This window comes from Dyella sp. 2YAF14, assembly GCF_052114725.1.
GTDB lineage: Bacteria > Pseudomonadota > Gammaproteobacteria > Xanthomonadales > Rhodanobacteraceae > Dyella.
Genome location: NZ_JBFRFH010000001.1, coordinates 291,946 through 306,696, shown reverse-complemented (window position 1 = coordinate 306,696; position 14,751 = coordinate 291,946). Strand labels below are relative to the sequence as shown.

At 63.1% G+C, this 14,751-nt stretch carries 14 protein-coding genes; 5 read left to right on the top strand and 9 right to left on the bottom strand.

The window, feature by feature from the left end:
* Window positions 1–63 precede the first annotated feature (63 nt).
* On the top strand, window positions 64–1,005 hold the full coding sequence (locus tag AB4Y82_RS01445) for an aldo/keto reductase (protein WP_441604592.1): 942 nt from the start codon (window positions 64–66) through the stop codon (window positions 1,003–1,005).
* Between the two features lie 14 nt (window positions 1,006–1,019).
* On the opposite strand, the gene AB4Y82_RS01440 is transcribed toward AB4Y82_RS01445, so the two are convergent.
* Together AB4Y82_RS01440 and tehA are read right to left on the bottom strand one after the other, a co-directional pair.
* Window positions 1,020–2,774: an MOSC domain-containing protein gene (locus AB4Y82_RS01440; protein WP_441604593.1), complete on the bottom strand. Its 1,755-nt coding sequence runs from the start codon at window positions 2,772–2,774 to the stop codon at window positions 1,020–1,022.
* Between the two features lie 52 nt (window positions 2,775–2,826).
* Complete coding sequence (gene tehA, locus AB4Y82_RS01435; protein WP_441604594.1) at window positions 2,827–3,783, bottom strand: dicarboxylate transporter/tellurite-resistance protein TehA; 957 nt, start codon at window positions 3,781–3,783, stop codon at window positions 2,827–2,829.
* A 290-nt stretch (window positions 3,784–4,073) separates the two neighbouring features.
* On the opposite strand from tehA, the gene AB4Y82_RS01430 reads away from it, so the two are divergent.
* Window positions 4,074–4,322, top strand: coding sequence for a hypothetical protein (locus tag AB4Y82_RS01430; protein WP_441604595.1), 249 nt, complete (start codon window positions 4,074–4,076; stop codon window positions 4,320–4,322).
* Between the two features lie 252 nt (window positions 4,323–4,574).
* Here the strand turns inward: AB4Y82_RS01430 and AB4Y82_RS01425 are convergent, their stop codons facing one another.
* The 5 genes from AB4Y82_RS01425 to AB4Y82_RS01405 all read right to left on the bottom strand — a co-directional run bounded on the left by AB4Y82_RS01425 (window position 4,575) and on the right by AB4Y82_RS01405 (window position 10,856).
* Window positions 4,575–4,916 (bottom strand): hypothetical protein, encoded by a 342-nt coding sequence (locus tag AB4Y82_RS01425; RefSeq protein ID WP_441604596.1) that lies wholly within the window; start codon window positions 4,914–4,916, stop codon window positions 4,575–4,577.
* Between the two features lie 1,239 nt (window positions 4,917–6,155).
* A complete protein-coding gene (locus tag AB4Y82_RS01420; protein ID WP_441604597.1) occupies window positions 6,156–7,202 on the bottom strand; it encodes a DUF2955 domain-containing protein in 1,047 nt (348 codons plus the stop codon).
* Window positions 7,199–8,368: an HlyD family secretion protein gene (locus AB4Y82_RS01415; RefSeq protein WP_441604598.1), complete on the bottom strand. Its 1,170-nt coding sequence runs from the start codon at window positions 8,366–8,368 to the stop codon at window positions 7,199–7,201. The genes AB4Y82_RS01420 and AB4Y82_RS01415 overlap by 4 nt, the downstream gene beginning before the upstream one ends.
* 20 nt (window positions 8,369–8,388) lie before the next feature.
* Window positions 8,389–9,921, bottom strand: a complete 1,533-nt coding sequence (locus AB4Y82_RS01410) for an efflux transporter outer membrane subunit (RefSeq protein WP_441604599.1) — start codon at window positions 9,919–9,921, stop codon at window positions 8,389–8,391.
* A 92-nt stretch (window positions 9,922–10,013) separates the two neighbouring features.
* Window positions 10,014–10,856, bottom strand: a complete 843-nt coding sequence (locus AB4Y82_RS01405) for a hypothetical protein (RefSeq protein ID WP_441604600.1) — start codon at window positions 10,854–10,856, stop codon at window positions 10,014–10,016.
* A gap of 427 nt (window positions 10,857–11,283) precedes the next feature.
* Between AB4Y82_RS01405 and AB4Y82_RS01400 the strand changes: the two genes are divergently transcribed.
* Both AB4Y82_RS01400 and AB4Y82_RS01395 read left to right on the top strand, forming a co-directional pair.
* A complete protein-coding gene (locus AB4Y82_RS01400; protein WP_441604601.1) occupies window positions 11,284–11,742 on the top strand; it encodes a hypothetical protein in 459 nt (152 codons plus the stop codon).
* Between the two features lie 116 nt (window positions 11,743–11,858).
* Window positions 11,859–12,215, top strand: coding sequence for a hypothetical protein (locus tag AB4Y82_RS01395; protein ID WP_441604602.1), 357 nt, complete (start codon window positions 11,859–11,861; stop codon window positions 12,213–12,215).
* A 90-nt stretch (window positions 12,216–12,305) separates the two neighbouring features.
* Here AB4Y82_RS01395 and AB4Y82_RS01390 read toward each other — a convergent pair whose 3' ends face one another.
* The gene (locus AB4Y82_RS01390; RefSeq protein WP_441604603.1) at window positions 12,306–12,824 is read right to left on the bottom strand and encodes a cytochrome P460 family protein; all 519 of its coding nucleotides are present in this window, start codon (window positions 12,822–12,824) and stop codon (window positions 12,306–12,308) included.
* 74 nt (window positions 12,825–12,898) lie between these two features.
* Window positions 12,899–13,804, bottom strand: coding sequence for a LysR substrate-binding domain-containing protein (locus AB4Y82_RS01385; RefSeq protein WP_441604604.1), 906 nt, complete (start codon window positions 13,802–13,804; stop codon window positions 12,899–12,901).
* 128 nt (window positions 13,805–13,932) lie between these two features.
* Between AB4Y82_RS01385 and AB4Y82_RS01380 the strand changes: the two genes are divergently transcribed.
* A complete protein-coding gene (locus AB4Y82_RS01380; protein WP_441604605.1) occupies window positions 13,933–14,715 on the top strand; it encodes an SDR family oxidoreductase in 783 nt (260 codons plus the stop codon).
* Window positions 14,716–14,751: the final 36 nt, after the last annotated feature.

Genomic DNA, 14,751 nt, shown 5'->3' with positions numbered 1-14,751 from the left:
GAAATCTTCAACTCACGCGGCGGCTGCCCTGTGCAAGCCGCCCATACGACCAGAGAGCACGACATGCGTTCGTCCGACCATCTTCGTCACACCACCATTCCCCTGGCCCACGGCACCGGTGACATGCCGGCGGTGGGATTCGGCACCCTGATCGCCAACCGCGATGCCGCCAGGCTGGCCATCAAGGCGGCACTGGAAACCGGCTTCCGTCATCTCGATGCGGCAGAACGCTATCTCAACGAAGACGTCGTCGGCGCGGCGATGCAAGCGGCGTTTGCGGCCGGCACCGTGAAGCGCGAGGAGCTCTTCGTCACTACCAAGCTGTGGAACACCAATCACCGCCCGGAACGCGTCAGGCCTGCGTTTGAAGCGAGCCTCCGCCGGCTCCGGCTCCACTACATCGATCTCTACCTGATCCACACGCCGTTTGCGTTCAAGCCGGGCGACGAGATGGATCCCCGTGACGAGCACGACCAGCCCATCTACGACACCGGCGTGGCCCTGGTGGAAACCTGGCGCGCGATGGAACGCCTGGTGGACGAAGGGAAGTGCCGCGCCATCGGGCTATCGGACGTCACGCTGCCCAAGCTCAAGGAGATTGTCGACGTGGCGCGCATCAAGCCCGCGGCGGTGCAGGTGGAGTGCCACCCGTATCTGCCCGAATGGGAGCTGTTGGAGTACTGCCAGCAACATGGCATCGTGCTGCTCGCGTTTGCGCCGCTGGGTCATGGCATGGAGCCGCGCATCACCGACGACGCGGTGATCACCGGCATCGCCCAGCGCGTTGGCAAGACGCCGGCGCAAGTGGCGCTGGCCTGGGCGGCGCAACGCGGCACGGCCTTTCTGACCACCTCGACCAACCCCGCGCATATCGAGGAGAACTTCGCCATCGATTCACTGCCCGACGAAGCGATGCGCCAGATGAAAGAGGACATCACCACCTCGGTGCGCTTGAATGCCGTGGTCGAGACTGGTGTTCCTGGGTTCGTGCCGCGGCGTAAGTAAGTGGGCGGACTGCCTTAGAGATCAAGCTCAATGTCGGTCGTGGGGCGTGCACAGCAGATCAGCACGCTGCCACTGGCGGGCGCGCCCACCGGTTCGGTGTCGTAGCGAATCTGGCCGGCGATAAGCGCGGTCTCGCAGGTGTGGCACACGCCCGCACGGCACGACCAGCGCACGGGCACATCGCAGGCCTCGGCAAATTCCAGCAGGCTTTGATAGCGATCGGACCAGGGCAGCGCCAGGCCGCTACGACTGAAAGACACCGTGGGGCCTTGCCCCGCCGGACCTTGCGGCAGATGCGGAGACCTGGCGGGCCCTGCAGCGATGCCCGGCGTGATCGACCCTACGCTGCCGAAGATCTCCGTATGCAGATGCGTGGACGCGTAACCCGCCGCTGCCAGTCCGTCCATCAGGTCGGACATGAAGGCAGTTGGGCCGCAGAGGTAAAACTGGGCGTTGCCGGGTACGCCCAGTCGCTGGATCGTCGCGGCGCTGATGCGTTCGGCGACATCGAAATCGTGGCCCAACTGATCTTCAGCGCGAGGCTGGCTAAAGGCGACGAGCGCATGTACATGCGGTAGTGCGCCAAGCAGGTGGCGGACTTCCGATGCAAACGGACGTTCGGCGCCGTTGCGTGCGCCATAGATCCAGTAGACCTCGCGCCTGGCCGCCGCTCCTTCCGCCACCAATTGATGCAGCATGCCGAGCACCGGCGTAACGCCGATGCCCGCGCTCACCAACACTACCGGATCATCACCCGCCTGCAGCGTAAACGTCCCGCGTGGCGCGCTGACCTCAAGCAGGTCCCCCGCATGAATTTGGCTGTGGATATATTGGCTGCCCTCGCCGGAACCGCGCTTGATGCTCACGCGATAGCAGCCGTCTTCACCGATATTGGAGATCGAGTAGCTGCGCGTGACCGCGCTGCCGCCATCGGCCGCAGGCAGGCGCAACACCACGAACGATCCTGCGGCCGGCGGCGCGAGAAAGGGTGGCTCCGTCGCGGTCAGCAGCAGGGACTTCACCTCGCTGCTTTCCTCCACCACGCTCACTACTTTCAAGGTGCGAAAGCCCGGCCACGCAGCCGGTGGCAGCACTGGTGCGAGCCCGGCGTTGCCCGGCAGGCCCTCGGTATTCGCCAGTAAGGCATCGAAGGACTGCTTCCAGCCAGGACTGAGCGAAGGCTCGCTGGCTGCGCGTTGCAGCCGGTCTTTGGGATGATCAGGTAGGTAGAGCAAGCCATCTACTTCGGCCACGGTCATGCCTTCACGTCCCCGCTCGACGCGCACGATCTCGTCGCCAGAGCCGATCTCGCCTTCCTCGATCACCCGAAAATAAAAGCCTGGCCGACGATGCGAGACGAGCAGGGCGGGCATGCGCGGTTCATCCATGCGTATACCGACGCGATAGCAGGTGACTCGCGGTTGCGATACTTCGAACAGGGCTCCGCCGATGCGATAACGGTCGCCGACGCATACGTCGTCGTCGGGCAGTCCATCCACCGTCAGGTTTTCACCGAACATGCCGTATTCGCCCAGCGTTCGCTGCAGCACCTGTTCCCAGTATCGGTACGAGGCAACCTGGTAAACCATCACCGCACGATGCACGCCGCCGTGGCCTTGCAGGTCGCCCTGGCCGTCACCATCGAGATTGAGCCGGCGCGCCATCACGCGTCCGCTCACGGGGCGTTTCCATACGGCCGTCCGAACGACTTTGCCGCGCCACGACACTTCTGCGGGAAGGCCGACATTGACGGATACGACGTGGCTCATGGCTGACAACTCCGCGCACATCAGGGGCAGCCTCGGCGCCCATGGAGTCGACTCACTGCGGAGACGAACGTTTCCCCGGCACGAGCAGACGAATAGTCGCCACCGTCATGATCAGGATGACCAGGTTGCCGCCGATGAACAGATACGGCGCCATCAGGGCGAACGGACCTTGTTCGCCATGCTGGATGAGGCGCAGTGGTGCCGCCGTGAGGGACGTCACGCCAAAGGTGAAGCCCCAGTAGCTCACTGCAAAAGGCTGGGCGCGTATCCACGGCAGCAGGCGCAGCAACACCACCGCGATCATCAGGCCATAGGCCAGCATGGCGTGGATGAACAGGTCCGGCGGACCGCTGCTCAGATTGATGTATGCGATCGCGCCGACCGTCGGCGGCGCCAGCTGGATGCCCAGGGTGGGGCGCATCATCGGCGGCATGGCGTCGGCGGTATAGAGCCGATGCAACAGCACCGCGTCGATCGCCAGCCAGGTGAACGCGCCGGCGCCAAATGCCAGCTGGCCCCAGTCGGCGTAGCCCAGGTTCGCTGCCACGGCTGCCGCCACGAACGAACCACCCACCACCGGCAGATAGAGCGCGGCGGTGGTGCACGCTTTGTCCCGTCCACCCACCCAAAGCGTACCCGTCAGCCACACGGCGAAACTCACCGTGTGAAGAAAGCCGAGCACGAACAGCACCAGCGCGGTGGCGCGCGAATAGGGCAATACGGCGCCAGCCATCACCATGGTGGTGAGGCCGGCAAGTCCCACGAAGCAACTTTGCACGGGATGGCTTAGTTCAGCGAGCGCGGCCGGTCGCGCATAGATCCATTTGGCCGAGGTCAGCACGATCAAACCGATCCATACCAGGGCCGCCAGGGCGAGCAGGGTCTCGCCGACCCACGAAGGCAGTTGCCAAACCTGATGCGCCGCCCGCCAGGCGTTGCCCAGGCCGCCAATGCCAAGCACGATGCCGAAGAAGCTCGCAGGAACAACGGGCAACTTGCTCACTGCCATGGTGTAAGGCCTCGATGGAGCGCTGCGGTTTGACGAACGGCTTGCGCCGGATGTTTCCCGAAGAACGCGCTATCCGAGACGCCACGCCTGAGCTTGCCCCCGAAAGACGCTGTCACCCAAGGGGGCACCATAGGCAGGCCATCTGGCCGGCACCATTGCACCAAAGTGTCACCGATACTTTGGTATCGACGCGGTGGGCAGGAGCGGCTTGTCGCATGGCCGGCACCTCATCGCGCAAGCAGGTAACATCGGCCGGTAACGGCCTGATGTAGTTGCACGAGGAGTGACCCATGATTTTCGCCGTGTTCCTTGTTGCCCCCCACGACGTGAAAACCGAGCGCGTCGACGATGCCCCCGAGCTGCTTGAGCGCGATGGCGTGCTGTTCTCGTTGCGTGGCGGACCGCGCCAGCCCCAGACGACCGATCGCGTGTGGGATCCGGTGGCTGTGTATGCGCCCGACGAACTCAGCGAGGAGGAGTTCCAGGATCTGTTCGAGCGCAACCGGCCGCATGTGCCGGAGTTGAACTTGAGGTATTGAAACAACACGAAGGCGGGATATGGGCGCCGCGATGTTGCGCCTTTGAGGTTGTTCCGCCGCAGCGCTGCTCGTAGCCGCCATGGTTGCCCGTGGCGGTGGTGAAGCCTGCGATCACCGCCGCCCGGCCCGACAAGTGATCTTCATCCGCGATGGCGCGTCACCGCACAGGGCGACGAATCACACTCGCGCCATCGCTTCAGACCCGTCGTGTCGTTGCTGGTTGCGCCGCGGTCAGTCGCGGCTTCAGATGGTTCAGCGCACTGTGACCTGTGTAGACGCGGCCGTGGTGGCAAACACCGCGACGTCTTGAGCATGCCTGGCGGACTGCACCGGTTGCGGCGCGAGCTGGGAAGGGTAGTCCACATCCCAGTCAATACGGCCGTTGATGCGGCTGCTCGACACTTCAAGAGCCTCGCTGTTGTGGGCGGCGGCCAGGGATTGCGCTTGCACGGCGGCTTGCGCCACGGCCTCGGCTTGGGCGTTTTGTTCCGCAAGCAGCGGGGTGGCGACCAAGGCAGCCCCCAACATCATGGAGGTTGCAACCAGGCGCCTGGCTGAAAATCTGCGGTAGTTAGATGAATAAGTGACGTTCATGATTAGGGTTCCGATAGATGGTGGCGACGACCGCCCCGAGCTGGCTCCCTGCATTGAATCCGCATCCCTGCTGGGCGCGTCTTATTTTGTACAAGTACGCATAATAATCAGTGGCGGCGGGAAGTCAAGAGTTTTTGTGCGCAATGGTATAAAAATATGATTGCGCGTAAGACGGGCCCCGCTGCTTGTCTGTGGGAGCGCACCCTGTGCGCGACGGCCACGCTCGGGTGCACCGCTCCGTCGGGTTGTCGCGCACAGGGTGCGCTCCCACAAATGGGCTAACGGCAACGTTGACCACCATTCGTCGGCCTGCTCCCCCTTTGTAGGAGCGCACTTGTGCGCGACCGCAGCGCTGTGGCGTACCGCTCCGTTGGTTTGTCGCGCACAAGTGCGCTCCTACAAGGGAGCGGCTGCGTCCTTTCATTCGCAACCCAACACCGTAGGGTCACCTCTGTGGGAGCGCACCCTGTGCGCGACTGCCACGCCTGGGTGTATCGCTTCGTCGGTTTGTCGCGCACAAGGTGCGCTCCCACAAATGGCCGAACCGCAACGTTGACCCACCATTCGTCGGCCTGCGCCCCCTTTGTAGGAGCGCACTTGTGCGCGACCGCAGCGCTGTGGTGTTCCGCTCCGTCGGTTTGTCGCGCACAAGTGCGCTCCTACAAGGGAGCGGCTGCGTCCTTTCATTCGAAAGCCAACACCGTAGGGTCACCCCTGTGGGAGCGCACCCTGTGCGCGACTGCCACGCCTGGGTGTATCGCTTCGTAGGCTTGTCGCGCACAGGGTGCGCTCCCACAAATGGCCGAACGGCAACGTTGACCCACCATTCGCCGGCCTGCGCCCCCTTTGTAGGAGCGCACTTGTGCGCGACCGCAGCGCTGTGGTGTTCCGCTCCGTCGGTTTGTCGCGCACAAGTGCGCTCCTACAAGGGAGCCGCCCAGGTCATTTCATCCGCCATGCAGCGGCGTGCGAAAAGCCCCTTTGGGAGCGCACCCTGTGCGCGACTGCCACGCCTGGGTGTATCGCTTCGTCGGCTTGTCGCGCACAGGGTGCGCTCCCACAGGTTGGCACTACGCGCGTCGGTTCTCAGCCTTGGCGCTTGGCCATGTCCTCATGCAACGAGCGAACGCAGCCTTGCGCCGAACACATAATCACGCGATCCCAACACGCGGCTCACCGCGCGAAGATTATCCACGCCCCGCTCGTAGACCTGCGCAGGCTCATACCGCCCCATACCCTTCAATGAGTGGCGGAAGGGTGTTTCGCGAGCGGCCGACTCATCGCGCGATGCCAGGCCAGGGTCATCATGCCCACCGCAAAAGCACCGGCGAGGGCGAACTGGATGACGCGAGTCAGCCACAGCCAAAGCGTGCCTGTGTCAGAGGAAATCGACGTACTGAGGATGATCAACATCGCGTTGCACGCCAGCACGGCCACGGCGGCGGCCGGCCCGCCGGCGCAGACGCGCTGTCCAAAGCCGATCAGCACCACCAGCAACAATCCGGCGAGGAAGGGCAGGCTGGGCGATGTCAGCAACAACGTATGCATCAACAAGCCCAGCAAACCACCGGCAAAGTTGCCGATGATCATGCCCATCGCGTGGGCGCGGCCACGCTGCAGGTCGAAATTGGCCACCAGCATCACGGTGGCAATCATCACCGGCAAGACATCGGTCAGGCCAAAGAGCAGATAGACCAGCATCAAGGGCATTACGATGGCAACGCCGGCCACGGCCATGGCTACGGGCGCCTCCCGGCCCGGTGCGGCGTTGGCCGGCGGCTTGGGCGCCGCCGTGAGCGGCCACGCGGCGTATACCAGCCAGATCGCCAGCAGCGCGACCGCCATGCTGCGAATGAAGGCGAGTGGCAGGATGCCCGCATGGGCGGGCGCCACCATCACGACCACGGGGATAGTGGCCAGGCTGATCAACAGCAGCAGCGGCGGCAGCGGTGGCGAGCCCCTGAGTATGCGAAGAAAGGCCAGGAACACGCCCAGGCCAATTAAGCCGAACAGCACCACCGGCGTGTCGCGAAACAGCGAGGCGATGGCAAAGGCGAACAGCGACGTCACCGACATCACCGCCATCAGGCCTATCGCCATTTTCAGCGGCGGTCGCATCGGGAGGTTCGACAGTAGTACCGCGGCAAGCACCGGCCCCAGAAAGCTTGGCGCCCATTGCAGCATCTCGCTGAGCACGAACGCCGCCGTGACACCCACCGCAAAGCGCAAGGTGGCATGCAAGGTCACATCGCCTTGTGTGGGAGCCTCGGTGCGCGAGGCGCTCATCGCACGTAACTGAGCATGGCGATCATCCAGATCCACACCCGCGCCAATGGATTCATCAGCGAGTGTTCGCGCGTGAGGACCACCACGTTGGCCTGCGCACCACTGCGGCCGGGCGGCAGCTGTTGGTCCGGGCTGCGGGGTGGATCGAGCATGATGCGCACCGGAAAACGCTGCGGCTCGCGCAGCCATCCGCTGGGTGCATTGACCGTGGGCAGCTGGCCGTTCGGCGCTTCATCGCCCTGTGCGATGCCCCAGCCCACGCTGTCGACGTGCGCGGGGAAGACCTTGCCCGGCTGGTCGTCGAACACCACCAGGGCGCGGTTGCCCGTGGCGATATGGCCGAGCTGGTTCTCGCGCATGGCCGCGCTGATCCAGCGCGGACCGTCGGCGACGAAACTCATCACGGGTTGGCCGCGGCTGGCGAACTGGCCGGGCGAGAGACGCAGGTTGGTGACCACGCCATCGCTCGGGGCGACCACGGTCGTGTGGCGCAGGTCGAGTTCGGCCTGGTCGAGGGCAGCGCGCGCCTGGCGTACCTGCGCATTGCTGGCACCGGTCTCGCCCATGCGTATGCGTGCGCGTTCGGTTTGCGCCTCGCCCTGGCCGATATCGGCAATGTTCTTGGCGATATCGGAGCGGGCGCGGATGGCCGAAGTCTCCGAGAGCGCGCGCTTGGCCGACAGATCCAGCACGATCTTGCCCAATTGCTGGGACGCGGCCAGATCCACGCGCTGCCGGTTCAGTTGCGCTTCGGCCACTTGAACGTCGGCCACCGACGCGTCGGCGGCCTGCGTCGCCAGCACCAGGTTGGCCTGGGCTGCCCGCAGCGCAATCTGGAACGGCCGCTGATCGATGCGGAACAACACGTCCCCTTGCTTCACCCGGCGGTTGTCGGACACCTCGACCGTCACCACCGGTCCGGTAACCTCCGGTGCGATCTGCACCAGGAACGTGTCGATCGCTGCCTGCGATGTGTACGGCGTGAAGCGATCGGCGATCATGTGATAGATGAAGATCACCAGCAACACCAGCAGCGTCACCAGCACGATACGGCGTTCCCTCGACGCGCCTGCTGCTGGGGCGGCGGGTGCCGGCGCAGGAGATGGCGACTCCTTCGCTGTGCTCTGGGCGCGCTCTTGGCTCTCGTTGGATGGCTCGGTGGGCATGGGCGCTCTCGTCACGTGACTCACGGTAAAGCGGGCCGGGCGCCGGGACGGCGCGATGCGTCGGTGGCATGGTCTTGGCTGTTCGCCTTGGTGGCTACCGGCAGCGGCGCCACCTGGGCGATCCAGTCGCCGCCCAGCGCACGGTACAAATCCACCAGCGAGCGATAGCCGTCGCCGCGCGCCGAACTCAACGACAGTTGCGCGGAGAACAGACTGCGTTCGGTATCGAGCACTTCGAGATAGTCGGTATAGCCGTTGTCGTAGCGTTCCCGCGTGAGCTCGACGGCACGCGTCAGCGCCGCCACCTGCCGTTCCAGCGAGGCGACCAGGACGCGCTTGGCCTGGATGGCCGCGAGCGCATCGTCGACATCGCGAAAGGCGCTCTGGATGGTCTTCTGATAGGCCTCCAGCGCCTGGTCGCGGCGCGCTTCGGCCTGACGGTTGGCGGCATCGATGGCGCCACCTGAAAAAATGGGGCCGAGCAGTTGGCCCGCATACGACCATGTGCGGGAACGTCCGGAGAACAGCCCATTGAGTTCCGGGCTTGCACCGCCGCCGGCAGCAGTCAGCGAGAGGGTGGGGAAGTACAGCGCGCGTGCTGCACCTATCAGGGCATTGGCCGCCACCAGCTGTTGCTCTGCCTGCAGGATATCGGGACGTCGCGTGATCAGCTCCGAAGGCAAGCCGGCAGGTACGCGCGGCACGCTCAATTGCTGCAGGGTGTGTCCGCGCTTGATTGGTCCCGGGTTGCGACCGATCAGCACCGACAAGGCATGCTCCTGCTGCGCAATGGCCTGCTGCAGCACCGGGATCGCGGACGCGGCGGTTTCATACTCCGCCGTGACCTGCATCATCTCGAACTCCGATACCGCGCCGCCATCCAGGCGCAGCTGAAACACTTCGACGGTGCGCTTGCGGCCATCCAGCGTGGCTTGGGAAATCTCCAGCTGGCGATCCAGATCGAGCAGCGTGATATAGCCGGAGACGATGCTGGACACCAGGGTCAGGGCGACGCCCAGGCGCGCTTCCTCAGTCGCGAACAGGTTGGCTCGCGCCGCTTCGTTCTCACGACGAATACGCCCCCAAAGGTCGAGCTCCCAGCTCGCCGACAGCAGGGCGGAATAGCTGGTGATTTCGGGATTGGCGCCCGCCGGCAGCGGCGTCGTGCTCTGGCTCACGCGTTGGCGGCTGGCATTGGCGCCATAGCCGATTTGCGGCAGACCTTGCGCCCGAGAGCTGATCACCAGCGCGGCGAATTCATCGACGCGAGCCGTCGCAATACGCAGATCGTGGTTGGCCGCCAATCCTTCATCCACCAACGCATCGAGCTCAGTGTCGCCAAAACTGCGCCACCAGGCGGGTACATCAGCCAGGGTCGCCGTGGGTATGGCGTAGCCTTTGGCGGCATCGGCAAAGCGATAGCCCTGCGGCGCATCGACCGTCGGCCGTGCATAGTCGGGGCCGAGTGTGCAGCCCGAACCCACGCATGCCATCGCGACGACGATCATCGCGATGGCTAAGGGGAGCTGGTCGATTCGCGGCTTGCGACTCACGCTTCCCCCTCTCGCGTTGGCTCAAGACCACGGGTGGCCAGGTCGCACGTTCGCCCGGGCGATCGGAAACGAACATGCTGTGGGATCTGCCACTAGAAGCGGACCTTGAGCAGCAGCTGGAATCCATTGAACTTGAAGCTCGTGTGCCCCTTGAAGCTGCTCTTGTCGATGTCGGCGTTGATCTTGTTATAGGCGTACTGGGTCACGACGCCGAAGTTTGGCCATGGATAGAACTCCACGCCCAGGCGCGCGTTGTAAAGCTTGGCGTCGATGTCGCCGATATTGGCCTTGAAGGCGCCGGCATCAGCGACAAAGCGGGCCCAATCTTCCAACTGGTAACGATAGGACACGCCAACGGACGGATCAGGCAAGTCGGTGGATGCGCTGGCCGAGACCGTGCGCGTCGCCGAGGCGCTGCCGCTTGCACCGGCCGCGTTGACCGTGCCCTTCAGACGCAGGTCGAAACTGTAATTCTGCAAGCCGCCGGCGAGAGCAAAGGCGCCCTTGTCGCCGATCCAGATCCAATACCGGTACGTCAACCCGCCCGCATCCAGCGTGAACTTGGAACTCAGGGTGCTACCGACCGCAATGGTCTGGTTGTTGAACACCAGCGTCCGGTTGACCGTGCGCGAATGGTCGCTGTCGTCATGGAAGTAAGTCAGTTCAAATTCATGGCGCTCCCACGGGCGCCAGCTCGCCGAGATGAAAGGCAGGCTCTTGGTTCCGCCCTGGCCAAGGTCGCGAGAAAAATCGAGCGAGGTACCGGAACGCTTGATGTCACCGTCGACACGCATCGTCGCAGACAGGTCATTGGAAAAAATGCCGGCATCGACGGCGATGTAATCGAGCATCGGATGGTCGTCGGCCAAGGCGGGACCTAGCGCATCGGCAAGCACGCAGGACAACAGCGCAAAGGCGATGAGTGGATACTTCATATATCCCCCTTCGTTGAATCACTACCCGTTGACCATGCGCTGATGCGCACAGCCGGTCGTGGTCAGATGATTCACGCGACACCCCGATCGCATGGAAGATCCCTACCAAATCATGAGACGCGTGACGTAGCATCCTCGTGAATTTGCGCGCTATCGATCGCGCTCCCATCAAAAATGCGCATGGGTAATCTGAGCTATCCCGTCTTGATGACGCGGCGTTCAGTAGATCTACCTAAAATCACTACGTATATCTTTTTCGCGTTCTCCAACATGCATCGATTAGGCATGCGCATCCACTCGCCTCGGGCGAATCAGCTAACCACCGCATCGACAAACTCTGCGCTATCTTGGGGTAACGGCGCGGGAGGTTGTCGTATCCGCAGATGGGCTGCCATGCGCCTTGAACTGACACCGTTGGGGAATAGCCATGACGAGCGAAGCGCTCCTGCCGGTCACAGGTGAAGCACCGTCGAACAGGCAGCGTCTGTTCGTGCGCTACTACACCGGGATCCTGATGGACCTGGTGGTGCTCAACCTTTTTGCCGAGTACTGGAAGAATGTCTACGTCGATACCTTCACGACGTCCTTGCTTTGCGCGATCGTGTTGCAGGTGCTGCTGAAACTGACGGTAGCCCTCGAACATAAAGTCGGCGGCTACTTCAAGAAGAAGCCCGGTGGGTGGATGAAGTTCCTCCGGTTCTTCTGTGCGTGGCTGATCCTGTTCGGATCGAAGTTCGTGATACTGGAGGCGATCGTCCAGCTCTTTGGCGAGGACGTGCGGTTCTACGGTGCATTCCACGGCATCGTCGCGCTTATCGTTGTGGTCGTGGTGATGCTGGTCGCCGAAGAGCTGATCGTCCGCCTGTATCGCAAGCTGGCTGACTGAGCGCGCAAGCTGGCGGATATCGGCCACGCTGGCTGCATTGCTCTCAATCCCGCCCTTGGGCCGAACCGGAGTGGCGCTGTGGTCGTTCTTTCGGCCGACGCTAACGAGTGGCATTCATGCGTACGACTTCTGACTCTCTCATCGCCGGGCTGTTTGATCGAGGCGGCTTGAGAGCCATCTTCGACCATGCCAGAAATGCGGTGGTCGCCACGCTTATCGTGGCAGCGGGACTCGGCACGGCCCGCACCCAGGACCTGACTGACTTGATTGGTGTCCCGTATCCGCTGATCGCTGGCTATGTCGTTGCGGGGCTCGGTTGTGCGCTCGTTGCGCTCAACTTTCTCGACGGACTGCGCAAGCTGGCTCGCTTGCGTTGGCATGTGGTGCTGCAGATCGCCCTGGGCCTGGGTTACCTGTTCGCTTCGATTCGCATCGTGCAGTTCCTGATCTTCATGCGCACCCACGTCTGCTAGGCGGCCAGCGGCTGACGACTGCAAGCAGGTTGGCATCGCGTGTTGCCACTGAGTTCGAGCCCTGATGACAGCAGGCTTCCGCCTGAATGCTCAGGGCGAATAGCGCGTAAACACAAAGTCACGTTTCTCGACCGGCACATGGCACGCATAGCAGGCGTGCGCATCCATGTGGGCCGGTTTCCCATCGTTGAACTGCACGAATCCCCAGCCGCCCGATGACGCATAGGCTTTGGAATCCTTGATCATGAACTGAACATTCGTCGGCTGGCCCGCGACGAAAGACTGGGCACGGCCGAACGCCTTGTTGTTCTCTTCCGACGGAACGTATTGCCAGGCGATTCGCGCAATGATGGCGCCGTCAGGGAAGGGCAGCTTGCCCGTTCGATAGGCCTCGATCGCGATATCGTTGCCAAGGATGGCCCGTATATCGTTGAGACTCCCTTCCTCGTGGGCCACGGAGACCAGCTTCCAATCCCGGTAGCCAGCCGGCATGGCGTCGGCGATGGCGGCCGCATTCTTGGTGGCATCCTCCGCATGCACGGGCTGGATGGTCCCGGCGAGGCTCAGGGAAAGAGCGAGAAATAAGACAGGTGCGTCGATCTTGTTCATGGAGCCTCCACCGTGCATGCCGACGACTGATTCGCCATCATCGACGGCTGGTCTGCAACAAGCAAGCTGCGCTGCTAAGCATCCTGATACCGCGCATAGACCTCGGTAATCCAGCTGACAAAGACCCGGACCTTGGCATTCAATTGCCGACTCGGGGCGTAAACGATATAGACGTCCAAAGGATCGGGGCGCCATGGCTCCAGCATGGGAACAAGCTCCCCACGCGCGATCGAGGGTCGCACCATGAAATCAAGCGTGTGGATCAGGCCAAGACCAGCAAGTGCCGTGGCCAGATGCGCATTGCTTTCGTTAACGGTCACGCTGGTGACCGGCTCGATCTGGAACGCACCGTCCTGGTCTTGGAAGTGCAGTGGCTGGACCAGGCCACTTCGCGCGGAGAAATAGCCGGCGACGGGATAGCTGCCGGTGAGGATCTGGCGAGGATGGCCAGGCACGCCGTAGCGTTCGATATAGGCGGGGCTGGCGCAGGTGGTCCAACGGAGTTTGGCAATGCGACGGGCGATCAGCGAACCGTCATTGGCCGTGCTTCGGATGGCGCAGTCGACATTTTCGCCGATGACATCCACCACGCGATCCGTCACGCCGATATCGAGATGGATGTCGGGATAGCGCTCGCGAAATTCCGGCAGGGCGGGTATCAGGATGCCGCTTGCGGTTGAACCTCCGGTGTCGACCCTCAGGCGGCCGCGCGGATTGGCATGGGTCCGGCCGAGCGTCGACTCGACATCGTCCAGTTCGGCCAGCAACTGGCGCATGCGTTCGTAGTAAGCCGTGCCTTCGTTGGTGACCTGCACCCGACGCGTGTTGCGCTCAAGCAGGGCCACGCCAAGGTGGGTCTCCAGCGAGCGCACCCATTTGCTCACGGTGGCGTTGGGCATCTGCAGCGATTGGGCGGCTCGATTGAAGCCGCCAGTTTCGACCACGCGACAAAAGACTCGGATGGCTTGCAAATGATCCATGGGAGGCTCCAGAACTTCGCTCGATTATCCACACGCGTGGATAAACAAACCACCGAAGCGGCATTTATTCACCAGATTGGACACCCATTAACTGAGCTCACCGGGCGAGTTGACCCACAGGAGAGCACATGAACACCGTAAATCGCAGCAAAATCAATGTCGAACGTCATGCGGGGAAGATCGCCCTGGTGACTGGCGGGAGCTCAGGCATCGGGCTGGCCACCGCCATGCGTCTGGCCCTGGAGGGCGCCAAGGTCTACATCACTGGCCGTCGCCAGACCGAGCTGGACGCGGCAGTCGCCGAGATCGGACATCACGCGACGGCGATCCAGGGAGACGTGTCGGACAACGCCGATCTCGACCGGATCTATGAGGTCATCCAGACCGCCGAAGGCCGCCTGGATCTGCTCTTCGCCAATGCCGGCGGCGGTGAGTTTGCTCCACTGGGCGCGATCACCGAAGCGCAGTTCCACAAGTACTTCAACATCAACGTCAAGGGAACGCTCTTCACTGTCCAGAAGGCACTGCCGTTGATGGGGCAGGGCTCTTCGATCGTGGTGACCGGGTCGATCACTGCGGTCAAAGGGGCTCCCGCCTTTGGCGTGTACGCGGCGACCAAGGCCGCTTTGCGTTCGTTCGTCCGCACATGGGCATCGGACCTCAAGGGTCGGGGCATCCGCGTCAATATCGTCGCCCCCGGCACCGTGGTGACGCCGGCGTACAAGTCGGAACTTGGCCTCAACGACGAGCAGATCGAGCAATTCGTCGCCCAGGTATCCGAGATCACGCCGCTGGGCCGCGCGGGAACTACCGAGGAAATCGCCAGCGCGATGTCGTTCCTTGCATCCGATGAAGCCAGCTACATCACCGCGACCGAGCTGTTCGTGGACGGCGGTCAGGCGCAGGTCTGACGGGATCTGCGGCGGGCAATCGGAAATCGTCTTGCT